Annotated in this window: 17 protein-coding genes and 2 pseudogenes; 3 read left to right on the forward strand and 16 right to left on the reverse strand. The window is 63.5% G+C overall.

Annotated elements, in window-relative coordinates; translation table 11 throughout:
* Positions 1-63: 63 nt before the first annotated feature.
* Genes AAFG16_RS30495 through AAFG16_RS30510 form a run of 4 tightly spaced genes read right to left on the reverse strand, consistent with a single transcriptional unit; the run spans position 64 to position 4,672 of the window.
* Positions 64-963, reverse strand: a complete 900-nt coding sequence (locus AAFG16_RS30495) for an amidohydrolase family protein (protein ID WP_342731217.1) — start codon at positions 961-963, stop codon at positions 64-66.
* A 56-nt stretch (positions 964-1,019) separates the two neighbouring features.
* Positions 1,020-2,342: an MFS transporter gene (locus tag AAFG16_RS30500; protein WP_342731219.1), complete on the reverse strand. Its 1,323-nt coding sequence runs from the start codon at positions 2,340-2,342 to the stop codon at positions 1,020-1,022.
* Between the two features lie 48 nt (positions 2,343-2,390).
* Complete coding sequence (locus AAFG16_RS30505; RefSeq protein ID WP_342731221.1) at positions 2,391-3,305, reverse strand: DUF1932 domain-containing protein; 915 nt, start codon at positions 3,303-3,305, stop codon at positions 2,391-2,393.
* A gap of 2 nt (positions 3,306-3,307) precedes the next feature.
* Positions 3,308-4,672, reverse strand: a complete 1,365-nt coding sequence (locus AAFG16_RS30510) for an MFS transporter (protein ID WP_342731223.1) — start codon at positions 4,670-4,672, stop codon at positions 3,308-3,310.
* A 201-nt stretch (positions 4,673-4,873) separates the two neighbouring features.
* On the opposite strand from AAFG16_RS30510, the gene AAFG16_RS30515 reads away from it, so the two are divergent.
* Positions 4,874-7,906, forward strand: a complete 3,033-nt coding sequence (locus tag AAFG16_RS30515) for an FAD-binding and (Fe-S)-binding domain-containing protein (RefSeq protein ID WP_342731225.1) — start codon at positions 4,874-4,876, stop codon at positions 7,904-7,906.
* A 1-nt stretch (position 7,907) separates the two neighbouring features.
* Here AAFG16_RS30515 and AAFG16_RS30520 read toward each other — a convergent pair.
* From AAFG16_RS30520 to AAFG16_RS30570, 11 genes and pseudogenes are all read right to left on the reverse strand, one after another.
* Positions 7,908-8,829, reverse strand: a pseudogene (locus AAFG16_RS30520) (SMP-30/gluconolactonase/LRE family protein).
* Positions 8,826-9,743, reverse strand: a complete 918-nt coding sequence (locus AAFG16_RS30525) for an amidohydrolase family protein (protein ID WP_342731227.1) — start codon at positions 9,741-9,743, stop codon at positions 8,826-8,828. The pseudogene AAFG16_RS30520 and the gene AAFG16_RS30525 overlap by 4 nt, the downstream one beginning before the upstream one ends.
* A 122-nt stretch (positions 9,744-9,865) precedes the next feature.
* The gene (locus AAFG16_RS30530; RefSeq protein WP_342731229.1) at positions 9,866-10,612 is read right to left on the reverse strand and encodes an IclR family transcriptional regulator; all 747 of its coding nucleotides are present in this window, start codon (positions 10,610-10,612) and stop codon (positions 9,866-9,868) included.
* A 724-nt stretch (positions 10,613-11,336) separates the two neighbouring features.
* Entirely contained in the window at positions 11,337-11,768 is a 432-nt protein-coding gene (locus tag AAFG16_RS30535; protein ID WP_342740999.1) for a RidA family protein, read from the reverse strand.
* A gap of 65 nt (positions 11,769-11,833) precedes the next feature.
* Positions 11,834-13,492 (reverse strand): benzoate-CoA ligase family protein, encoded by a 1,659-nt coding sequence (locus AAFG16_RS30540; protein WP_342731231.1) that lies wholly within the window; start codon positions 13,490-13,492, stop codon positions 11,834-11,836.
* A gap of 73 nt (positions 13,493-13,565) precedes the next feature.
* Positions 13,566-14,741 (reverse strand): acyl-CoA dehydrogenase, encoded by a 1,176-nt coding sequence (locus AAFG16_RS30545; protein ID WP_342731233.1) that lies wholly within the window; start codon positions 14,739-14,741, stop codon positions 13,566-13,568.
* A gap of 11 nt (positions 14,742-14,752) precedes the next feature.
* Entirely contained in the window at positions 14,753-15,931 is a 1,179-nt protein-coding gene (locus AAFG16_RS30550; RefSeq protein WP_342741000.1) for an acyl-CoA dehydrogenase family protein, read from the reverse strand.
* Positions 15,931-16,779: an enoyl-CoA hydratase family protein gene (locus AAFG16_RS30555; protein WP_342731235.1), complete on the reverse strand. Its 849-nt coding sequence runs from the start codon at positions 16,777-16,779 to the stop codon at positions 15,931-15,933. Before AAFG16_RS30555 ends, AAFG16_RS30550 begins: the two co-directional genes overlap by 1 nt.
* The gene (locus tag AAFG16_RS30560) at positions 16,776-17,564 is read right to left on the reverse strand and encodes an SDR family NAD(P)-dependent oxidoreductase (RefSeq protein ID WP_342731237.1); all 789 of its coding nucleotides are present in this window, start codon (positions 17,562-17,564) and stop codon (positions 16,776-16,778) included. The genes AAFG16_RS30555 and AAFG16_RS30560 overlap by 4 nt, the downstream gene beginning before the upstream one ends.
* Positions 17,561-19,877 (reverse strand): annotated as a pseudogene (locus tag AAFG16_RS30565) (bifunctional salicylyl-CoA 5-hydroxylase/oxidoreductase). The gene AAFG16_RS30560 and the pseudogene AAFG16_RS30565 overlap by 4 nt, the downstream one beginning before the upstream one ends.
* A gap of 245 nt (positions 19,878-20,122) precedes the next feature.
* Complete coding sequence (locus AAFG16_RS30570; RefSeq protein WP_342731239.1) at positions 20,123-21,244, reverse strand: hypothetical protein; 1,122 nt, start codon at positions 21,242-21,244, stop codon at positions 20,123-20,125.
* Between the two features lie 263 nt (positions 21,245-21,507).
* On the opposite strand from AAFG16_RS30570, the gene AAFG16_RS30575 reads away from it, so the two are divergent.
* Both AAFG16_RS30575 and AAFG16_RS30580 read left to right on the forward strand, forming a co-directional pair.
* Entirely contained in the window at positions 21,508-22,026 is a 519-nt protein-coding gene (locus AAFG16_RS30575) for a LysR family transcriptional regulator (RefSeq protein ID WP_342731241.1), read from the forward strand.
* On the forward strand, positions 22,026-22,505 hold the full coding sequence (locus tag AAFG16_RS30580; RefSeq protein WP_342731243.1) for a LysR substrate-binding domain-containing protein: 480 nt from the start codon (positions 22,026-22,028) through the stop codon (positions 22,503-22,505). The genes AAFG16_RS30575 and AAFG16_RS30580 overlap by 1 nt, the downstream gene beginning before the upstream one ends.
* A 39-nt stretch (positions 22,506-22,544) precedes the next feature.
* Here the strand turns inward: AAFG16_RS30580 and AAFG16_RS30585 are convergent, their stop codons facing one another.
* Entirely contained in the window at positions 22,545-23,177 is a 633-nt protein-coding gene (locus AAFG16_RS30585) for a carboxylesterase family protein (RefSeq protein ID WP_342731245.1), read from the reverse strand.
* Between the last annotated feature and the right edge of the window lie 23 nt (positions 23,178-23,200).

Consider the following 23,200-nt stretch of genomic DNA (forward strand, 5'->3'; position numbering starts at 1 on the left):
CCCTTTTCGATGCTCTAAGAATGAAACCGTTGCGTTCTCGCTGTTTCCCCGAGGATCGAAGCCCTAGAAGCCGAACAGTTCGGTGGGATTTTCGACCAGGATGAGCCGGCGCGTCTTTTCGTCCGGCGCCCAGTCTGCAAGGAGATCGAGCAACAGGGCATCGTCCGGCTTGGTGCCGCGCTGGGTGGGATGCGGCCAGTCGGTGCCCCACAAGATGCGTTGCGGCGCAGCCTGCACATAGGCGCGCGCCACTTCGCTGGAATCTGCGTAAGGCGAACCGAGCTTGCTGTCCTCATAGGGCTCGGTGACTTTCACCCAAGTGCGTCCCTCGTCCAGCATGCGGCGGACCGCTGCGAACGCCGGATGCTTGAGACCGTCCGGCTGCGGGATGCGCCCGAGATGATCGATCACCACCTTGGTGGGGAGCGACCGGATGAGGCTCTCATGGGTGGCGATCTGATCACCCGTCATCAAGATCTGTACGTGCCAGCCGAGCGGACTCACACGTTTTGCGAGCGTGGTCAGCATTTCTGGTGTGGTCGTTCCCCATGTCTGGGGAGACACGAAATTGACGCGGATGGCGCGAACGCCAGCCTCGGCAAGCGTCCGCAATTCCGCATCCTTGACCTCGGTATCGATGACGGCAACGCCGCGCGACGCGGCGCCCAGTTGTCCAAGCGCATCCACGAGACATCGGTTGTCGATGCCATAGGTCGATGGCTGCACCACCACACTCCTGCTGGTTCCGAGCCGGCGCTGCAGCGATCGATAATCCGCAACGGTTGCACCGGGCGGAAAGCCCTGACGCCAATGCGGCGAGACGGGAAATCGTTCGTCGTAGATGTGATGGTGGCAGTCGCACGCGCCGGCGGGCGCATCTAGGCGCGGCGGCGCGGATCCGGTGCTGTTGGGGACCGCCTGGTCAACGCCGGCCGCCCACGCGCCCGTGCTCGCAGCCAGCATGCCGGCGAGAACCCCGCGTCGGGTGATGGTGTGCTTTGGCTTCTTGCGACGCGTGCTCATGACTTCACCGCCACCATGTCTGTTGCGCGTGCGGCGCTTCGCCCAAGCACGAGAACACAGACGGCGGCCACAGCGCAGAGCAGCGCGAGCGGCAGCATTCCGAGCACGAAGCTGCCCGTCCACTCCTTGGCGACGCCGACCACATTCACCATCAGGCCACCGCCGATCAAATTGGCGATCGCGTTGATGCCGGCGAGACCCGCCGCGAGCGTACTCGCCGATAGCCAGCTTGCCGAGAGCGCCCAGAACGGCCCCTTGAAGGCATACGCGCCCACCAGACAGCACGTGACCATGATGATCGTCGGCACGACCGCGGTTCCTGTCATCCCCAATGCCGTGAAACCGCCGGCAGCAAGCAAGAGGGGAACGGCCGTGTGCCAGCGGCGCTCACCCGTCTTGTCCGAATGGCGGCCCCACAAGACCATCAGCACGGTCGCGATGCCGTAGGGGATCGCGTTGACGAAGCCGGTCTGCAGGTTCGTGAGGCCGAACGACTTGAGCAGTTGCGGTTGCCAGACCGACAACACGCTGCCGGTAGCCGAGGCGCCGGAACAGACCAGGGCCATGACCAGGAAATACTTGTTGGTGGCGAGTTGCCAGAGCGAGAGATGCCCGACCGGCTTGCGCGCGGCCGCTTCCGCCTCCATCCGACCCGTCAGCCATTCCCGCTGCTCGACGGTGAGCCAGGACGCCTCCGCGGGCTTGTCAGTCAGGACGAACAGGCATGCAAAGCCCAGCAGAACGGTCGGCAGACCTTCAAGGATGAACAGCCACTGCCAGCCGCGCAGGCCAAGCGCGCCGTCGAGTTCGAGCAGTCCGACCGAGAGCGGTGAACCCAGGAAGGTCGCGAGCGGGATCGACACGGTGAACGTCGCCAGGATGCGCGCCCGATACTGCGACGGCAGCCAATAGGTCAAATAGAGGATTGCACCGGGAAAGAAACCGGCCTCCGCCGCGCCGAGGAGGAAGCGCATGGCATAGAGCGAGTACGGACCAACCACAAAGGCCATGCATGCGGTGATCAGTCCCCAGGTGATCATGATACGCGCGATCCAGCGCCGCGCGCCGACCTTTTGCAGCGCCAGATTGCTCGGCACTTCCACGAGGAAATAGGAGACGAAGAACAGGCTCGCAGCAAAGCCGAACATCGCCGGCGTGAGCCCGAGATCCTTGTTCATCTGCAGCGCAGCGAAGCCGACATTGACGCGGTCGAGTAGTGCGAAGAAGTAGCAGATCATCAGGAAAGGCACGAGGCGCAGGATCACCCTGCGCATCGTCGCCTTCTCGATGTCATCGATGTCGGTTCGAGCGGCCGTCACGTTTCTCTCCCTGTTCTGTTCTTCGCTGCCGTCTCTGTTGTCGTGGCTCTATTCCGCCGCTTTGGCTCCGGCCTGCATCTTGGCCACGATCGCGTCGATGGCGATCTTGTAGTTTTCGGGAACGACGCCCTTGAAGTGATCCTTCAGGCCGAGGCTGTCCTTCCAACGCAGGCGCGCGGCCGTCGCGCGCGCCATCAGCGGTTCGATCCCGGCATCCGCGACCGCCTCGGCGGCCATCTCGACCTCCTCGGTGCGCCGCTTGGCATGGATGACGCCGGAAGGCGTCAGGCTCTCGACCGTGTCCATGAAGGGACGGGTGAGCGTCTTCGACGACGATGCCAATACTGTTTCGTCCAAACCATAGGACCGGGCCGCCAGCAGCGTCTCGTCGATCAGGGCCTCGATCCCTTTGATCAGGACGGAGCGAAGGATCTTGATGCCCGACGCAGTGCCAAGCTTTTCGCCGGCGAATTCGATGCTCATGCCCCAGGGCACCAGCAGATCGACGACACGTTGTCCCGCGGGACCGCTCGACATCATGTGCATCGAATAGCCGTTCTTCGGCGTGCCCATGATAGAGCCGTCGCCGAGCGTCGCGCCCGTCCTGGCGAGCCGCTCAGCGACGCCGTACTTCACCTTCGGCGTAGCCGAGGCGAAGTCGAGGAAGGTGTGGCGGCCATCGAGCACCGGTGCAAACGCCGCTGCGCTTTCGAGCGAGGCGGAGCCGGGCGTGACGCTGAAGATCAGTTCGGCTGCATCAGCCAATTCCTGATTGGACTTGACCAACGTAACGCCTGCCGCCTTGGCGCGGCTTTGGATCAGATCCGCATAGGGACCATCGAAGGCGTATTTGTCGTAGCAGAAAATCTGCTGCAGGCCGGCTCCACGGAGCCCCTTGCCCAGCGTGCTGCCGATCTCGCCATAGCCGACCAGGCCGAGACGAAACTGCTGTTTGTTACTCATCTTCAAATTCCTTTCGAGAGGGATGCGATCGGACGTGTGCGGCCGTCAACCGCTCCGGCCTGTCGCTGCAGGCTGACTCCAACCAACCGGATCAGGATGGCAGCCAGGGTGAGAAATGCGGCCACCGAGATCAGGGCCCAGGAGAAGCTGTCGGTCGATTGCCGGATCACGCCGATGAGATAGGGACCGACGAAACCGCCGAGATTGCCGATCGACACGATCATCGCGAGGCCGCCGGCGGCCGCACTGCCGGTGAGGAAGCTCGACGGGATCGGCCAGAAGGTCGACTGGTAGCACATGATCCCGATCACCGCGCCGCACAGTGCCAGGATGGAGATCAGCGCCGACGATGTCGCGTAGCCGCAGACGATCAGCGACGCCGCGCCGACGAGCAGCCCTGATGCCACGAACCAGCTCCGTTCACCGCCCTTGTCCGACAGACGAGCCCACAGCATCATTGTGATGGCGCCGCAGATGTACGGCACGGCGGCGATGAAGCCGACGGCAACGACGCCGAAGCCGAGGCCCTTGATGATCTGCGGCATCCATAGGCCGAGGCCGACGGAGCCGATGATGGCGCAGAAGTTCACGGTCGCACAGACAAGGACCCGCCAATTGGTGAAGGCATCCCTGAGCGTAGAGGAGTGCTTGGCGGCTATCGCTTCGCGCTCCGCTGCCAGCACCTCGGCGAGCCAGCGCCGCTCGTCAGGGCTCAGCCACTTGGCCTGCTCCGGCTTGTCAGTGAGCGTGAAGAAGCAGACGAAGCCCAGCAAAGTTGCCGGCAGCCCCTCAAGGATCAGCAACCACTGCCAGCCGTGCAGGCCACCCAATCCATCGAGAGTCAGCAGCGAACTCGAGATCGGCGCTCCGATGATGTTCGCGATCGGGATGCCGAGCAGGAAGGCTGCGGTCGCCGTGCCGCGGATGCGCGCCGGGAACCAGTAGGTGAAATAGAGGAACACGCCGGGGGTGAAGCCGGCTTCGCCAAGCCCGAGCAGGAAGCGCATCACGCCAAAACTCACGGGGCCGACCACAAACGCCGTGGCGGCCGAGATCAGGCCCCAGGTGATCAGGATACGGGCGATCCATTTGCGGGCACCGATTGCCTGCAAGGCGAGATTGCTCGGCACTTCTGCAAGGAAGTAGCCGAAGAAGAAAAGCCCGGCACTCCAGCCGAATGCCGATGGTGAGAGGCCGAGATCGCCGTTCATCGTCAGGCTAGCGATGCCGACATTTACGCGGTCAAGATAAGCGACGATGTAGCAGAGCAGCAGGAACGGCACGATCCGCCACAGCACTTTGCTGAGGATCTTCTCCTGCTCGGGCGTGAAGCCCGCGCCGGCTGACGCGGCGGTCACATTGGCCATCGGTTCCCTCCAGAGCCGGTGTTTTCCCCGGCCAATGACGCCCTTAACAAAAATAGAACGCCGTTGCAATTTATTTTGAAACGGTGTTTCATTTTTCGAGGACGGACACCGGGGCGCTTGCGTCGCCCGCTCAGAGGCGCTCCCATGGAAAAATGGAGTGCCGGTCGCCGGTTACGGCGTCCGCAAGCCACGAGGAACCGAATGCTGCCACGCATTTGCGATATGCGGGTCCCTGCTCCGCTGCATGGCGAACTGGCGGCGGAACTCCGGCTGCGCGGGTTCGAAGGCGATTTGGCGCCGGCCTACGCTGACCGGATCGTCTCGGCAACCGACAACTCGATCTATCAGCTGCTGCCCCAGTTCGTGGTGTTTCCGCGCGGCGTCGACGACCTGGTTCGCCTCGCGCGTGTCGCGGCCGAACCCCGCTTCAAGGACGTCGTGTTCGCGCCTCGCGGCGGCGGCACCGGCACCAACGGTCAGTCGCTGACGGAAGGCCTCGTGGTGGACGTCTCGCGCCACATGAACCGAGTTCTGGAGATCAATCCGGCCGAACGCTGGGTGCGGGTGCAGGCCGGCGTGGTGAAGGACCAGCTCAATGCCGCGCTGGTCGAGCACGGCCTGTTCTTCCCGCCGGAACTCTCCACCTCCAATCGCGCCACGATCGGCGGGATGATCAGCACCGACGCCAGCGGCCAGGGCTCCTGCCTCTACGGCAAGACGCGCGATCATGTGCTGGAGCTGACGACCGTGCTACTGGACGGCACGGTGTGGACGTCCAGGCCGCTGGAGAACGCCGAGCTGCAGCAAGTCCAGCAGCGAACCGATCTCGTCGGCGCCGTTCACCGGCTGGTCGATGCGATCCAGCGCGAGCAGGCAGACTTGATCGCGGCGCATTTCCCGAAGCTGAACCGCTGCCTCACCGGCTACGACCTCGCTCACATCCGCGATGATCGCGGTCGCTTCAACCTGAACTCGATCCTGTGCGGCAGTGAAGGCACGCTGGCGCTGATCGCCGAAGCCAAGCTGAACGTGGTGCCGATCCCGAAGCACAGCACTCTGGTCAATGTACGCTATGGCAGCTTCGATGCCGCGTTGCGCGATGCGCAGGAGCTGATCCGGTTCGGCGCGGCGTCGATCGAGACTGTCGATTCCAGAGTGCTGAGCCTCGCGCAAGACGACGTGGTCTGGGACCAGGTCCGGGATTACTTCCCCGCCGACGACGGACAACCCGCGATGGGCGTGAATCTCGTCGAGTTCGTCGGCGACACCGAGAGGGAAGTCGAGGAGCCGGTCAGTCGCATGTCCGAGGCGCTCGCCTCGGCGGAAGCGACACGCGGCCGCCGCGGCTTCACGGTGGCGCGTGGCGAGGCCGAGGTGAATGCGATCTGGACAATGCGGAAGAAGTCGGTCGGCCTGCTGGGCAACATGCAGGGCGACAAGCGACCGATCCCCTTCGTGGAGGACACCGCCGTCCCATCGGAGCACCTGGCCGATTACATCGCGGAGTTCCGAGCGCTGCTCGACGCCCGCAAACTGACTTACGGCATGTTCGGCCATGTCGATGCCGGCGTGCTGCACGTCCGCCCGGCCATCGACATGAAGGACCCCGCGCAGGAGCGGCTGATCAGGGAGATCACCGAGGAAGTCGTTGGGATCACCAGGAAATATGGCGGGCTGCTGTGGGGTGAGCACGGCAAGGGCGTGCGCTCGGAATTCTCGCCACGCTTCTTCGGACCGCTCTACCCGATCCTGCAATCGATCAAGGCGGCATTCGATCCTCGAAATCAGCTCAATCCCGGAAAGATCGCCGCGCCCGAGGGCGGGCATTTGCTGACGATCGACGGGCTGGCCACACGCGGTCAGCTCGACCGGACGATTCCCCCTGCCGTCCGCGCCGGGTATGACGAAGCGCTCCACTGCAACGGCAATGGCGCATGCTTCTCCTGGGATTTTGATGAAGCGATGTGCCCGTCCTACAAGGCAACCCGCGATCGCCGTCATTCGCCGAAAGGCCGTGCCTCGCTCATCCGGGAATGGTTGCGGCAGCTGGCTGCACTTGGCGTCGACCCGGAGCGCGAAGCTGCCTCGCTTCGACAAGGTGCGCGCTGGCGCGATTTTCCTGCGAGACTTCGCAACACCTGGGCGCGCGAGCCGGATTTCTCGCATGCCGTGAAAGACGCGATGGACGGATGCCTGGCCTGCAAGTCCTGCAGCGGGCAGTGCCCGATCAAGGTCGACGTGCCAAGCTTCCGCGCGAAGTTTCTCGAGGTCTATCACGGCCGCTATCTGCGGCCGTTGCGCGACCACTTGGTCGGTTCGCTGGAGTCGATGCTGCCGGCGCTCGGCAAGATCGGCTGGCTGTACAATCTCTTGATCGACAGCCCGCCGGGCCGCTTGGCGATGCGGGCGGTCGGACTGGTGCACACGCCGAAATTTTCGCAGGTTTCGATGCGGCGGGAATTGGCGGCGCGCGGGATTGCGATCGCAACACCTGAACTGCTATCGGCGCTTTCGGTTGGGGAGCGCGCGCGCAGCGTGGTGCTGGTCCAGGACGCCTTCACGAGCTTCTACGAGTCGCATGTCGTGCTTGCCGTGCTCGAACTGATGCAGGCGATCGGCTTCCGGCCGTGCGTCGCGCCGTTCCGCCCCAACGGAAAGCCGCTGCATGTGCACGGCTTCCTGGGTGCCTTCACCCGCGCCGCGTCCCGCAACGCCGCCATGCTGCGTGAACTTGCCGCCACCGGCGTCGAACTGGTTGGCGTGGACGCGTCGATGACGCTGACCTATCGCTCCGAATACGACATGCTGCCGGACGCGGACCGGCCGCCGCCCGTGCTGTTGCCCGGCGAATGGCTGGCGCGTCACTGCGAAGCCATTCCAAAGACGTCAGGCGCCGACAGTGAATATTTGCTGCTGCCGCACTGCTCGGAGCGTTCGCTCGCGCTGTCGAGTCTCCGGGACTGGCAGGCGGCATTCGCGGCCGCGGGCGCGAGTTTGCGCGTGCTGCCGTCGGGATGCTGCGGGATGGCCGGCACCTACGGCCATGAGGCTGAACATCGCGCCACATCGGAGCAGATCTATGGAATGAGCTGGGCGCGCCACGTTGCCGAGTCGGCGCAGGGCGGACGCTTGCTCGCCACAGGCTATTCCTGCCGGTCGCAGGTCAAGATCATCGACGGGCAATCCCTGCTCCACCCGGCGCAGGCGTTGCTCGCCCGTTTGCGTGGCCGCTGAGCTAGTCCGTGTGCGAGAACATTGGCAGGCCCGGCGTTTCGAGCTCGGCGCAGCAGCGTTCCGGTGCGGCTTTCGGTGATGAAGAGGCTCTTTCGCTCCGGTCCGCCGAAGGCAAGGTTGGTGGTGCCGACGCCGGCGCAGGAGACGATGCGGTCGAGCGGTTCGGCCAGCGGCGACAGCCGCCAGATCGAGCCGAAGCCGGTGTGACAGACCAGCAGATTGCCGCCCTCGTCCAGCGCCAGGCCATCAGGACCGCCTGGGCCGCCATGCAGATGCGAAAAGATCCCGACCTTGGTGGTGAGGCCGCTCGCCGGCAGCGGCACGCGCCAGATCTGGTTGGCGCGCGTCACTGCGACGAGCAGAAAGCTCTCCTCGGCATCGACCACGATCCCGTTTGGACTTGGGATCGTGTTGATCAGGCAGGTGAGCCGGCCGTCAGGCGTCAGCTTCCAGACCCGGCCCGTGGGATCGTGCATCCCCGTCTGCCCCTGGTCGGTGAAATAAAGATTGCCTGACGGCGCGAAGACGAGGTCGTTCACGCCCTTGAAGCTCTCGCTCGCCGCCGTTTCCAGGAACGGCGTGACGGTGCCGCTGGCCGGATCAAGCAGCATGATGCCGCGCTTATAGTCAGTGATGAAGACGCGGCCATCGCGATGAATCTTCAGTCCGTTCGGCCATCCATCATATTCCGACACGAGCTCCCACTTTCCCTCTGGGCTGACCCGGAAGATACGCCCGTAGGGAATGTCAGTGATGTAGAGCTGGCCCTGCCGATCGAAGGATGGCCCTTCGAGGAACGAGTCGATCTCACGTCCGCCCTGATTGGCATCCGCCCAGGCAGTGCGGCGCGGCTTGCGGAACTGATCCGGAAGCCGCGTGAAGATGCTGGTCTCGATCCGCCGCGGCGGGCTGAAGAACGTCATGGGGCGACTTTCGGAAAGCCGTAGAGCTCTGCAGGGTTGTCGACGAGGATGCGCTTGAACGCGAGGTCGCTTCCTGCACATTGGGCGAAGAGATCGAACAGGCGCGCATCATCCGGCTTGCTGTCGCGCTCCGAAGGATGCGGCCAGTCACTGCCCCACACCATCCGCTCCGGTGCAGCCTTCACGTAGGCTGCCGCAACGGCCCCTGCGTCGGCGTAGTCCGGCGCGCCCTGCTTGCTGGACACGTAGGGACCCGACAGTTTCACCCAGGTCTTGCCGCGGTCGAGCAAGCCACGAATGATCTTGAAGGGAGCGCTCTCGACGCCACCCGGTTGCGGCACCTGCGCCAGATGATCAAACACGAGACGCCCCGGCAGGGAAGCCAGCAGGTCCGCATGGTCCTCGATCTGTTTGGGGCGCATGTTGATCTGGCAATGCCAGCCGAGATCGGCCAGCCGCGGCGCGAGCGGCTTGAGCGACTCCACCGTCAGCACGCCGGGAAATCCGAGGTTGAAGCGAACGCCGCGAACACCTTGCTCGTCGAGCCGTCGCAGGTCGGCATCCGATATATCCTCCGGCACGACCGCGACAACGCGAAAGTTCTCCGCGCCCAGCGCCTGACGTGAGGCGATCTGCAGCCGGTTGTCGGTACCGTAGGTGGAAGGCTGGACGATGACGCCCCGCGTCACGCCGATCCGGCGCTGCAGGGCGCGATAATCGTCAGGCAAGGCGTCCTCCGGCAGCAGGGTTGCACCCTTCACGGCCGGATAGGTCTTGTCATAAGTGTGAAAGTGGCAATCGGTGGCGCCGGCGGGCGGAACGATGCGCGGCTTTTCCGAGCCGCTCGACCAGCGCACGTTCTGCGCCTGCACCATTGCAACCCCTGGAAGAAAGGATGCGGCCAGCCCGGCCACGACCGTCCTCCGTGTGAGCGATGCTGCTGCCACGACGTTCGTCCTCCCCATCGATTGTTATGGGGAGGCATATAAGCCCGGCGCAGTGGCCGCCGCAAGAGAAAACGAAACGTCGTTTCGTTTTAGACGATTGCGTTGCCGCGCTTGCGGGAGCGTTTCACGGCGCCGGAGGTCAAGGTTCCCCCACATGCCGCGGTCAGCTTGTTCGCGGCCTCGACCAATGCATCCCTGACCTGCCCGACGCGCGCGGTCGTGAGCCGGCTGACGGGCCCGGAGATCGCGAGCGCCCCAATCAGGGAGTCGCCAATGCCGAACACCGGCATCGCAAGGGCTGCTGCGTGCGGATCTGTCACGCCGGACGTGAAGAGCGGCAACTCGTCGTCCGGCTCGGGCAGTCCGGACTCATAGCGCCGCAGCGTTTGAGCGATCGCAGACTTGTCCATCGGTCGGCTGTCGCCCGGCTGCACGGTCATGCGGACCCGATTCGAGCTCTCCACCCGGAACAAACAGAGCCGTTCCTCGCCATTGCGAACGTAGAACGATGTCGTCTCACCGGTGCTCGCAGCGAGTTGCTCGAGGACGGGCATGACGTGATCGGACAGGCGAAACGCCTGCTGATACGCAGTGCCGAGGCGCAAGGTCTCCGCATCAAGCCGGTAAGAGCCGTCCGGCAGACGCGCGAGCAACCGGAATTGCTGCAGCGACAACGCGAGCCGAAGGATCGTGCTCTTGACCAGACCGGTCCGCTCGGCCAATTCCGCCAAGGTTAATGCACCATCGCCCCGACGAAATGCTGTCAATACGGCCAACGCCCGTTCGGCAGCCGAGACCCCCTTGAGCGCCGGTGGCTTCTTTGTCTGCTTTGCCATCTCAAATCCTCTTCCCGGCCACTTCCTACGTCATTCTTGCTGCAGGTAGAAGGACCACGGTGCCCCCAAACGGATCGAGATGGCAAACTTATTGGAAGCGAGCCGCGGAGGAAGCAGTGTACTTTAGATGACCTTTTTCTGAATTTCCAAATCAGATGTTTCTAGGCGCAAGTGCCTCGTCTATCGCGAAGGTCGAGAGCTCCGGGCATTCGGTCTGCGCCGTTCAACCTGTCTTGTTGACGCTTTGTCTCGCATATCGCCGGCCCTCGCGCTCCCGAATTCAGATGGCCGCCCATTTTGGCCGTAACGGGACTTTTCTTGATCTCTCGGTGCACAAGTCGTGCACACGCAACCTTCTAAGCAATTGCAAATCTTAAACTCTCGCTCCAATCCATGATGAGCCAACTTGAGCTAGCTTCAGCGAAATAACGGCCTTACCAGCGAACTTTAGGAAGCTTCAGCGCGTGCCCTCGACACGGCATTGGGATCTTTGAATTGCTGCGGAGCAGCCGACGCGAGTTAGCGCCAGTGTTTTGGGCTGTGCCACTATGAGTGATCCGTCGGAGGTTCCAGTCACTGGTCCGCGACATCGCGAAACCCACTATTTTGGCAGCTCTGTTTTCTTATCGGCGAGCCGCCGTAACTGGCCAGCGACGCTTTGATCGTCAGCCAAGACCCGCCTTTCTGCGCGCCTGAGTGGCCTGGACGGTCATCCTGCCAGCAGTTAACTTCCATTCGGAATGACCGCGGTTGCTTCAATCTCGACCCGGGCCGACGGTTCGACGAGCCGGACGACCTGAACCAATGCCATGCAGGGATAGTGCTGGCCGATCACCTCGCGATAGGTAGGACCGAGCGCTTTCAAGCTCGAAAGATATTCGTCCATGTCGACGACGTACCAGGTCAAGCGAACCAGATGTTCGGGACCTGCTCCGCCCTCCGTCAAGATTTCGACGATGTTCTCCAGGGCGAGCCGCACCTGTCCGACGAAGTCCGAGGGAAATTCACCGGCCGTGTCCCAACCAACCACGCCACCCGTCACGACAAGCCGTCCCTCGGCCATCATGCCATTGGCATAGCCCTTCGGCCGTGGCCACCCGCTCGGCTGCAATTGCTGGGGACGGTTGGCATGACGCTGATCGCCGGCATCCAACATCGCGGGACCTTTCTCTTTGAGCGCAGTCATAGTGGCAATTCTCCTTTGGGGGGGTCCGCGGCAATTCAGCCGTTTGCAACCGGCCTGCGGCCGGCGGCTCGAACGTTAGCGTCAGCGCCAATGTCGTGCAGCATGAAGCGCTTCAGCTTACCGCTCGCAGTCTTCGGCAATTCGGAGACGAATTCGATCGCGCGCGGATATTTGTAAGGCGCGATCTCGCGCTTCACATGCTCTTGCAATGCGTTCACCAGGCTATCGGTGCCCGCGATCCCCTGGCGCAGCACGACGAAGGCCTTAACGATCATTCCGCGCGCCTCGTCCGGCACGCCGATGACGCCGCATTCGGCGACCGCATCGTGGCTCTGCAACGCGTCTTCCACGTCGGTGGCGGTGATGTTGTAGCCGGCCGACACGATCATGTCGTCCGACCGCGACTGGTACCAGAAGTACCCGTCCTCATCCATGACGTAAGTATCGCCCGTCAGATTCCATCCGTTGAGCACGTATTTGCGCTGCCGTTCGTCGGCGAGGTATCTGCACCCGGTGGGGCCGCGCACCGCAAGCCGTCCGATCGTTCCCGGTGGCACGTCGTTGCCGAGCTCATCGACGACCTTGGCCTCATATCCCGGCACAGGCCGGCCGGTCGAGCCGGGGCGGATCTCGTCTTCGGTCGCGCTGATGAAGATGTGCAGCAACTCGGTCGAACCGATGCCATCGATCAGCTTGAGGCCGGTCGCTTTCAGCCAGGCTTCGAACGTTGCCTTCGACAGTGCTTCGCCTGCCGAGACGCACTTCCGGAGCGACGTCATATCGCGCTTAGGGATCAGCGGCAGCATCGCGCGATAGGCAGTGGGCGCCGTGAAGCAGATCGTCACCTTGAATTGCTCGATGGCTGCCGCAAGATTGTCCGGCGTCGTCTTCTCGAACAGGACGAACGAGGCCCCGATGTGCAGCGGAAACAGAACGCCGCCGAAACCGAAGGTGAAGGCCAGCGGCGCCGTGCTGATGAATCGATCGGCAGCGCTCGCGCGCAGGATGTTGCGGGAGAAGCCATCGCACACCGCCAGCATGTCGCGGTGGAAATGCATGGTCCCCTTGGGATTACCCGTCGTTCCCGACGTGAATGCGATCAGGCAGACATCATCGGCCGCAGTATCCACCGCAGTGAAGTCAGGGCTCGCCTTGGCCATCATGGCATCTAGGGAGTCGGGACCCTGTGTTCCCCAGTAGAGCACACGCTTCAGGTCCGGCGATACGGCCTTCGCCTTCTCCATCTCGTCGGCCAATCCGTGCTCGCATAACGCAAGCGATATCTTGGCCTTCCCGATCGGATACGAGATCTCCTTGGCGCGCAGCAAGGGCATGGTCGCGACCGCAACGCCTCCCGCCTTCATCACAGCCAGATAAGCCGCAACCATCATCGGGCTGTTGGCGGATCGCAACAGGACGCGTACGCCAGGGACGAGGCCGAGCTCGTGAACCAGCACATTGGCGATGCGGTTCACCATGTCGTGCAGCTCGCGATAGCTGTAGTTCCTGTCCGCCGTGATGATGCAAGGCGCTTCCCCCTGCCCCTCCGCGGTCCAGCGATCCAAAAAGCTGGACACGCAGTTCAGCCGCTCGGGGTACTGATACTCCGGCCGCGCAAAGATCATGTCCGGCCAGAACTCTTTCGGCGGCAGATGATCGCGTGCAAACGTATCGACGTGAGCTGTCCTGGCCATCGGGCGTCCTTTCAAACTCGCTCGCACCGCTGCTGTCTCGTTTTCAAATGTCATCCGCCTTGAACGGCGCTTTTCAATTCGCGAAGGCTGCAATGCCAGTGACGCCCCGGCCGACGATCAGCGCATGGATGTCGTGGGTTCCCTCGTAGGTGTTGACCACCTCCAGATTGACGAGATGGCGCGCAACGGAGAATTCATCCGAGATGCCGTTGCCGCCCAGCATGTCGCGCGCGACGCGGGCGATCTCGAGCGCCTTGCCGCAGGAATTGCGCTTGAGCACCGAGGTCAGCTCGACCGGCGGATTGCCCTCTTCCTTCAGTCGCCCGAGCCGGAGACAGCCCTGCAAGCCGAGCGCGATCTCCGTCAGCATGTCCGTGAGCTTCTTCTGGATCAGCTGATTGGCGCCGAGCGGGCGACCGAACTGCTTGCGCTCCAGAACGTAGGTGCGGGCGACCGCATAACAATCCTCCGCGGCACCCAGTGCGCCCCAGGCGATGCCGAAGCGCGCCGAGTTGAGGCAGGTGAACGGCCCCTTCAGCCCACTCACTTCAGGCAGCATGTTCTCCTCGGGGACGAAGACATCATCGAGCACGATCTGGCCCGTGATCGAGGCGCGCAGGCCGACCTTGCCGTGAAGCGCCGGAGCATCCAGCCCTTTGGCTCCCTTCTCGATCAGGAAGCCGCGGATCAGACCGTCTTCCGTCTTCGCCCAGACCAGGAAGAGATCGGCGATTGGCGCATTGGTGATCCAGGTCTTGCTTCCGAACAGTCGATAGCCGCCCGCAGTCTTCCTTGCGCGCGTGACCATCGAGCCGGGATCGGACCCATGGTCGGGCTCTGTCAGCCCGAAGCAGCCGATATATTCGCCGCTGGCCAGCTTCGGCAGATATTTCTGCTTTTGCGCGATCGAGCCGAAGGCTTCGATCGGGACCATCACCAACGACGATTGCACGCTCATCATGGAGCGATAGCCGGAATCGACCCGTTCGACTTCGCGCGCGATCAGACCATAGGCCACGTAGCCGAGCCCCGCTCCGCCGAAATCCGACGAGACGGTGCAACCGAGCAAGCCCAGCTCGCCCATCTCGCGAAATATTTCGGGATGCGTCTTCTCCTCGCGGAAAGCCTGACGCACGCGCGGGGCGAGCCTGGCTTGCGCATAATCGCGCGCGGTCTTCTGCACCATCCGCTCGTCTTCGGTGAGCTGGCTATCGAGTGCAAAGGGATCGTCCCAGGCGAGTTGTGACATGTCGATTCCTCCTACTGCGCCTTGAGCAGTTCGCGCGCGACGATCAATTTTTGCACTTCGGTGGCGCCCTCGTAGATGCGAAGGGCGCGAACCTCCCGATAGAGGCTTTCGACGATCTCGCCCTTTCGGACACCGCGGCCGCCGAACATCTGCACTGCACGATCGACCACGCGCTGCGCGGTCTCGGTCGCTGCGAGTTTGGCCATGGCGGCCTGCCGGGTCGTCGGCAGCTTCTGCACGTCGCGGCGCCAGGCCGCGCCATAGGTCAGCAGTGCCGCAGCTTCCGTCTCGGTCGCCATGTCGCCGAGAGCGGCTTGTGTCAGCTGCAAATCGGCCAGCGCGCCGCCGAACATACGGCGGCTGCGAGCATGGGCGATCGCCTCATCGAGCGCCCGGCGCGCAAATCCGAGCGAGGCCGCCGCGACCGACGCGCGGAAGACGTCGAGAGTCTGCATGGCGATGCGGAAACCGCCGCCCGGCGCGCCCAGGCGGCGATCCGCCGGAATGCGGCAATTGTCGAAGCGGATAGTCGCCAGCGGATGCGGAGCAACGATGTCGATGCGATCTTTGATGGAGAATCCGGGATCGTCCGGGAAGACGACGAAGGCGGAGATGCCGCGCGCGCCCGGCGCCTCGCCGGTCCGCGCGAACAGCGTGTAGACGTCGGCGATCCCGCCATTGGAGATCCAGGTCTTCTCGCCGTCCAGAACGTAGTGGTCGCCGTCCGCTCGTGCCGCGCAGGTCATGGCAGCGACATCGGAGCCGGCCTCCTTCTCCGACAGGGCGAATGCCGCAAGCCATTCGCCGGCGCGAACCTTCGGCAGCACGTGGCTCTTGAGCGCCGGCGCCCCCGCAAGCGCGATCGTGCCGGATCCCAGGCCCTGCATGGCGAAGGCAAAGTCCGCGAGTCCGTCGGCATAGGCCAGGGATTCGCGGGAGATGCAGATGGAACGGGAATCGATATGCGTGAGATCGCCGTCCGGCGTGGCGACTGCGCAGTCGAGAAGCCCTGCGGAACCGAGCGCACGAACCAGCTTGCGGCAGGCACCGTCGACGTCGCTGTGATCGATGGCATCGATGGCACCCGAGATCACGAAGCGGTCGATCGCCTCGGAGAGAGTGCGATGCCTCGGCTCGAAGAACGGTTGATCGAGCCGGTCGCGCGAGATGGTTTTGGCGTTTGTGCTCATCATTCGCCCTCGAAAACCGGGTTACGCTTGTTGGCAAACGCTTCGAACGCACGGCGGAAATCGCCGGTCGCCATGCAGATGGCCTGGGCCTGGGCTTCCGACTCGATCATCTCGTCGATGCCCATGTTCCATTCCTGGTTCATCATGGTCTTGGTGATACCATGCGCAAACCATGGCCCGTCCGCGAGCGAGCGGGCGAGCTGGAAGGCCTCGCGTTCGAGATCGGCATTGGCATGGAGCCGGTTGAAGAAGCCCCAGGCATGCCCCTCCTCGGCCGTCATGACGCGGCCCGTGGCGAGCAGCTCCGCCGCGCGCCCTTGTCCGATGATGCGCGGCAGAATTCCGCAGGCGCCCATATCGGCGCCGGCAAGACCGACCCGCGTGAACAGGAAGGCCGTGCGCGCCTGGGGCGTCGCCAAGCGCAGATCGGAAGCCATCGAGAGAATCGCGCCTGCTCCGGCACAGACGCCGTCGACGGCCGCGACGATCTGCTGCGGGCATTTACGCATCGCCCGGACCAGATCGCCCGTCATCCGGGTAAACGCGAGCAGATCGTGCATCCGCATTTTGGTCAGCGGCTCGATGATCTCGAAGACGTCGCCGCCCGAGCAGAAATTTCCGCCCGATCCCGTAAGCACTACGGCGCGGATATCGGAGGCATAGACAAGGTCGCGAAACAGGTCGCGCAGCTCGGCATAGCTGCCGAAGGTGAGCGGGTTCTTCTTGTCGGGCCGATTGAGGCGGATGGTCGCCACGCGGGCGTCATCGCTGACCTCGAACCTAAAGTGCCGCGCCGCGTAGGACGCGAAGGGACGTCGCGCCGCCTGCATTGCCGATACCTCGTTCATGTCATCACCTCTCCGCCAGCAACAACGATGGCCTGACCATTGATCGACGACGCCCCGGGCGAAGCGAGCCAGAGCACCGCATCAGCGACCTCGCCCGGCGTGACCAGCCGCCCTTGCGGATTGGACTTTGCGAGCTCCGCGCGCGCGGCGCTGCTATCGCGTCCGGTCCTGGCGACGATGGTCGCGACCGCGCGTTCGATCAGTGGCGTTTCCGTGAAGCCCGGGCAGACCGCATTCACGGTGACACCGCTGCGAGCGAATTCGAGCGCGAGCGCGCGGGTCAAGCCGATGACGCCGTGCTTGGCCGCGCAATAGGCGGCAACATAGGGATAGCCGGTGAGCCCGGCCGTCGAAGCGACATTGATCAGACGCGCGCCGCTGCCGCGTTGCTTGAGATCGGGCACGACCGCCTGCGTGACGTGAAACGCGCCCGTCAGATTGATTGAGACGACACGGTCCCAAAGGGCGGCATCGGTCTTTTCGAACGGCGCGCTCGGCGCCTCACCGGCATTGTTGACCAGGATCGAGATCGGACCGAACGCCGCGCGAGCCAGACGTGCGCCACCAGAGATCGCCTCGGGATCGGTCACGTCGAACCCGTCGAGTACTTTCGTCGTGCCGGCAGGCAATGCCGCTGCGACTTCCTCAAGGGGCGCACGTCGCCGTCCCGCGAGGCTCACGCGCGCTCCGGCCAGCGCCAGGGCGCTTGCGATGGCAGCGCCGATCCCGCTACCCGCACCGGTGACGAGCGCATGATGACCGCTCAGAACGCCCGTGGTGCTCATCGGGCCACCGCCACGGCGGCGCGGGCCAGATTGGTCTCGTATTGCGCTTTGGCCGATCTGTATTGCTTCGGCCATTCAACCGCGTTGAATCCCACCTTGGCCGCCTCGTGCAGGGTCCAGGCAGGATCCGCCAGATGAGGCCGCGCAATCGCGCAGAGATCGGCGCGACCGGCCGCAATGATCGAATTGGCGTGGTCGGCCTCCGAGATCGCGCCTACGGCGATCGTGTCGATGCCGATCTCGTTTCGGATCAGATCGGAGAACGGTGTCTGGAACAGCCGGCCGTAGACAGGCCGCTCGTCCTTCCACACCTGTCCCGACGAGCAGTCGATCACATCGGCGCCCGAAGCCTTGAACATCGCGGCGAAGATCGCCGCATCCGCCGGCGTGTTGCCGCCCTCGGTCCAGTCATGGCACGAGAGCCGGACCGACATCGGCCGGTCTGAGGGCCATGCGGCCCGCACAGCGCGGAACACTTCGAGTGGGAATTTCGCGCGATTGGCGTGGTTGCCGCCATACTCGTCGGTCCGCTGATTGGTCAGCGGGGAGAGGAAGCTCGACAGGAGATAGCCGTGCGCGCAGTGGAGCTCGAGCCAATCCACTCCGGCTGCGGCGGCCCGGTGCGTCGCTGCAACGAAATCGTCGCGAACGCGATCCATGTCGCGGCGATCCATCGCCCGCGGCGCCTGGCTGTGAGGCAGATAGGGCAAAGGCGACGCCGAGATCAGCGGCCAGCTTTCGGAATCGAGCGGCTGGTCGATCCCCTCCCAGGCGAGCTTGGTTGCTCCCTTGCGTCCGGCGTGGCCGAGCTGAATGCCGACCTTGGCGTGACCGACGCCATGCAAGAGATCGACGAGGCGCCTCCACTGCGCCTGCTGAGCATCGTTCCAGAGGCCGAGGCAACCGGGCGTGATCCGCGCATCCGGCGAGACACAGGTCATTTCGGCGAACACAAGCCCCGCACCGCCCATGCCGCGCGCGGCGAGATGCGCGATATGGAAATCGTTGATGAGGCCGTCCTTCGCCGAATACATCGCCATTGGCGAGACCATGATGCGGTTGGCGAGCGTCAGGCCGCGCACGCGGTAGGGCGTGAGCATCGGCGGCGGCGCGCGTTCGTCGTCGCGCACCGCGATGCCGACACGGGCGGCGAGCCAACGTTCGTAGCCCTCCAGCCAGGTTCGATCGCGCAAGCGCAGGTTTTCGTGGCTGATGCGCTGTGAACGCGTCAGCATCGAATAGAAGAACTGCGGAGGCTCCAGCGTATCGCAATAGCGCTGCCCCACGACCTCGAACCACTCCATGGCATTGCGCGCAGCGTTCTGGATGCGCGCGACGTCGACGCGGCGGACTTCTTCGTAGGCCTTGAGTACGCCTTCGATGCGATCGCGGCCGTGGCCATGGCGATCGAACTGGTTCGCAAGCTCGATGGCGTCATCCAGCGCCAGCTTAGTCCCGGAGCCGATGGCGAAATGCGCGGTATGGGCGGCATCGCCCATCAAGACGACATGAGAGCGACCGTTGAATACGCTCCAGCGTTCGCAGATCAGGCGGCCGAAGCTGAGCCAAGCCGAACCGCGAAGATGACGCGCGTTGGTCATCAGGCTGGCGCCGTCGAGCGTCTCCGCGAACAACTTCTCGCAGAATTCGATCGATCCCTGCTGGTCCAGCTCACCGAGCCCGTGCCCGTTGAAGGCTTCCTCCGTGGTCTCGACGATGAAGGTCGAGGTGTCCTGGTCGAACTTGTAGATATGCGCCTGGAACCAGCCGTGCTCGGTCTTGCGGAAATCGAACGTGAAGGCATCGAACGCCTTCTTGGTGCCGAGCCAGATATAGCGGTTGGGGCGCACCACCATCTCGGGCCGGAAATGGTCGGCATAGCGCGCGCGGATCCTGGAATTCACGCCGTCGCAGGCGACCACGAGATCGGCATCGGGAAACTCCAAATCGGATTCGACCTCGCGTTCGAACGCCAGCTCGACACCCAGGGCCTCGCAGCGCTTTTGCAGGATGTTGAGCAGGTGCTTGCGGCCGATCCCGACGAAGCCGTGACCCGTCGTCCGTTGTCGCGTTCCCTTGAAGATGAGCTCGATGTCGTCCCAGTGATTGAACGCGTTCTCGATCTTCGGCGCTCTCGGGGTCGGCACCCTTCATGGCCTGCATCATGGCATCGGAGAAAACCACGCCCCAGCCGAACGTGTCGTAAGGCCTGTTGCGCTCCACCACCGTGACATGGTGCTGCGGATGCCGCCGCTTCATCAGGAGGCCGAAATAGAGGCCCGCCGGGCCTCCGCCGATACAGACGACTCGCATGTTCCCTCGCTTCGGCAAACCACGCCATTCTGCAACGCTTCTAAATTCCTTTAAGCTTAAAATATTTAAGTGTCAAACATCTCGCGGCCGACCTGACGGGCCCCCCGCTAAGCCGCTGACTTGATGCGGCTAAAACGAAGATAGGCGGAATTTGCGCGACCTTCGAAGGATGCAGCGCCGCAGGCCACGTCCAAAAAAATGCCGCGCGAGGCGCGGCACAAGTGACGTCCGGGAGGAGAACGACGTCAGAACTTCATGGTGATGCCGCTGTACAGGCTCGATTCGGTGCAGGTGTTGTTGCTCACGCCCGGCGATATCGTGCAGAGCTTGCTGACATTGTGATCGAGACCGTATTTGTTTTGCCAGTAGCGATAGGCCACCCAGACATCGACATAGTGCGAGAATTTCGGACCCCACATCGCCTTGGATGCATCGAAGGTCAGACGGATCGGCTCGGAGTTGAGGGAGACTTTCGTCATGGAGTTGGCCGGCGCCGCGACAGGCAGCGGATTATAGGGCAGCGGGCTGTTCTCCGGGCCGAGTTCGCCGAGCAACTGCGCGCGACCGCTGATGGAGAAATAGCGCACGCTCTCGGGCAGGAAGCCGAGATCCATGTAGTAGTTTGTCTCGATCGCCCAGGTTGGTTGGTACCGCCGGTTGCCGTCGGTCAAACAGCTCACACCGGGCACCGGAGGGGCAAAGCCGCCGCCGCACTGCAGGAAGCCCATGTGAGCCATGTAGATCCAGGTCGCGAGCGGCGCGACGTTGACATAACCCTTGTAGGGAAGATCGAACTGGAATTGCAGACCGGCCGAGACCGCCTGCGCGGCGGCAGCCCGATAGTAATTCGACGAACTCAGGTCGAGACCGGCCTCGAAGGAGATGTTGCGAAGCGGGCCGACCGTGAAAGCCTTGGTGTCGAAGATTTCATTCCAGCCAAATGTCGAACGGCTCTGGCCGGTGAAGACGAGTGCACCCGCGCAGTTGGCGGGAGTTGCGACACCGGTGCCCGGATTGAAGACAACGCCCGCGTTCGTGCAGGGGCTGGCGGGATCGTTATGATCCGCCTTGAACATCGAGATGTTCAGAAAGTTCGTACCGTACTGCCAGATGTCGAAATGCGTGAACGAGTAGACCTGCATCGCGGTCGTGCTGTTGAGCGACCCGTCCGGATTCCTCGAGAACACGCCGGGATCCGTCGCCTTGGGGATATACGAAAAGGTGACGCGGTTATCGATCACCGAGAAGAACGGCTGACTGGACGGCGCCGGCTTGGCCTTCACCGGCAAATCCCCGGCAAGAGCTGCCGTGCTTCCCAATGACGCCAAGGCCAATGCCATCAGTATCGACTGAATACGACTCTTCACTTCCCCCTCCAATGTTCTCTATGCTGCGGTCGAAGACACTCCAGGCCGTCGCGGTCCGGCGCGCTTCCCCTCGAACCGCCCGTTCAGTTCGGTGAAACAGCATAGGCAGTGGACACGGGACAAAAAGTCCGGCAATCGGTACAGTCACGTTCCAGGATTGGAACGATGCTGCGCTTGCTGAAGCGCCGCCGATGGCGGAAGGGCGCTTTCGATCGTCTCATCGAAGCCGGACTTCCTGTCTGAGGCGTCTGCGGGGATCACCTATGGGAACAGTCGATGACCTGACGCTTCTTGTCGAAATCATCGAAGCCGGCAGCCTGTCGGCGGCGAGCCGCAAGACCGGCATTCCGAAGTCGAGCCTGAGCCGAAGGATCGGTGACCTCGAAAGCCAGCTCGGCGTGCATCTCGTCCATCGCGGCCCGCGAAATTTCGCGCCGACCGAAATCGGCCTCTCGATCTACGAACGGAGCCAGAAGATCAGGGAGGAGCTGGTCGCCATCAGGGCGCTTGCGGAGGACCGCACCAACCGCCCGTCTGGCATGCTGCGCATCTCCTGTCCGGCCGTTCTCTCCGAGATTCTGGTCACGGATTTCGCCATCCAGTTCGCCGAGACCTATCCGGATGTGCGCCTGACCTTGGACAATACCAAGGGAACGTTCGACCCGAAGATCGATCATTATGATCTCGCAATCCATCCCGTGCGGGAAGATCTGGCCGACTCCGAATTGATCTGCCAGAAGCTGGCGACAACGCCTTACCGGTGGTCGCAGCGCCAGCCCTAATGGAGCGCATCGGCCCGTGCACGAGCCCCGCAGATCTCGAAGGTCTCCCCGGCGTCGGATGGGGCGCCGATGGCTTCATGGCGCGCTGGCGGCTGTTGGGCATGGACGGTGCGACGACGGAGATCAACGTCAAGCTCAACTTTTCCGCTAACAACCTCAACATCATTCGCCAGGCCGCGCTGCGGGGCCTCGGTCTCGCGCGACTCCCAATGCCGATGTGCGAGACGGACCTGCTCAGTGGAAGACTCGTTCTGCCGCTTCCGGACTGGTCGCCGCCGCCAGTGACGTTCTATGCGCTTTATCCCTCGCGCCGATCTCTGACGGTCGCCGGCAAGCTGTTCCTCACCGGTCTCGCCAAATTTCTTCAGGACAGGCTGCGATCGTCCGATGGTCGGCAGCAAACGGGTTCGGCGCCTGCCGTGAAGCCCAAATCCCAACGCGCTTCCAAGAAGCGCGGGCACAGGTCGGCCAGGCGTTGAGAGAACTCTCCCGGCCGTTCCCGGCGCGACAATCACCGGTCAGGCGATGTAACGCGATGGAGCGATGCGACGATCAAAATGCAGGACGGTCTGATCGGCTGTGTAAGCGGGCCATTCGGGGAGACCGCGAACGTTCGGGTCTCCCGCGGCCGCAAACGCGGCGATCGAGCCTCTGAAGAGCCGGCTCAGGTCCTGCACCTCGCGCCTGTCCGCGCCTTTGACCATCGCAGCCGCCTGCCAGACGTCGATGTTGCCGAACAAGAAGGGAAGATCGATGCAATGACAGGCCCCCAGTCCCGGAACCGGCGCCTGCCAGTCGAACAAATAGGTGAAGGCTTTTCGACCGAGCCCGGACTGCGTGGCGGCAATCTCCAGGCTCGGCCTCGTGAACATCCGCTCACTGTAGAAGTCGCCCAGGATCATACGAGGCGTCGTGGGCGCCCGCGCGGAACGCAGCCGTGCGAGCGTCGCGCTTGCGTCGTCTCCGCCGTGAGATCGGAGCAAGGACTCGAGTGCATCCTCGGACAGTTCGTCGAGTGACGGATTCGAGATCGAGAACGCGGCATACTCCTCGCGCGTCACGCCGATCATCATGTCGCACCAGTGCGCTCCACCCATGCGAATAGATTCGATGGGATCGCGTTGCACGAGCGTATCGTCCAGGACCGGCATGAAGGGCGGCGTGATGTCTCCCG

It is taken from the genome of Bradyrhizobium sp. B117 (assembly GCF_038969555.1).
Lineage (GTDB): Bacteria > Pseudomonadota > Alphaproteobacteria > Rhizobiales > Xanthobacteraceae > Bradyrhizobium.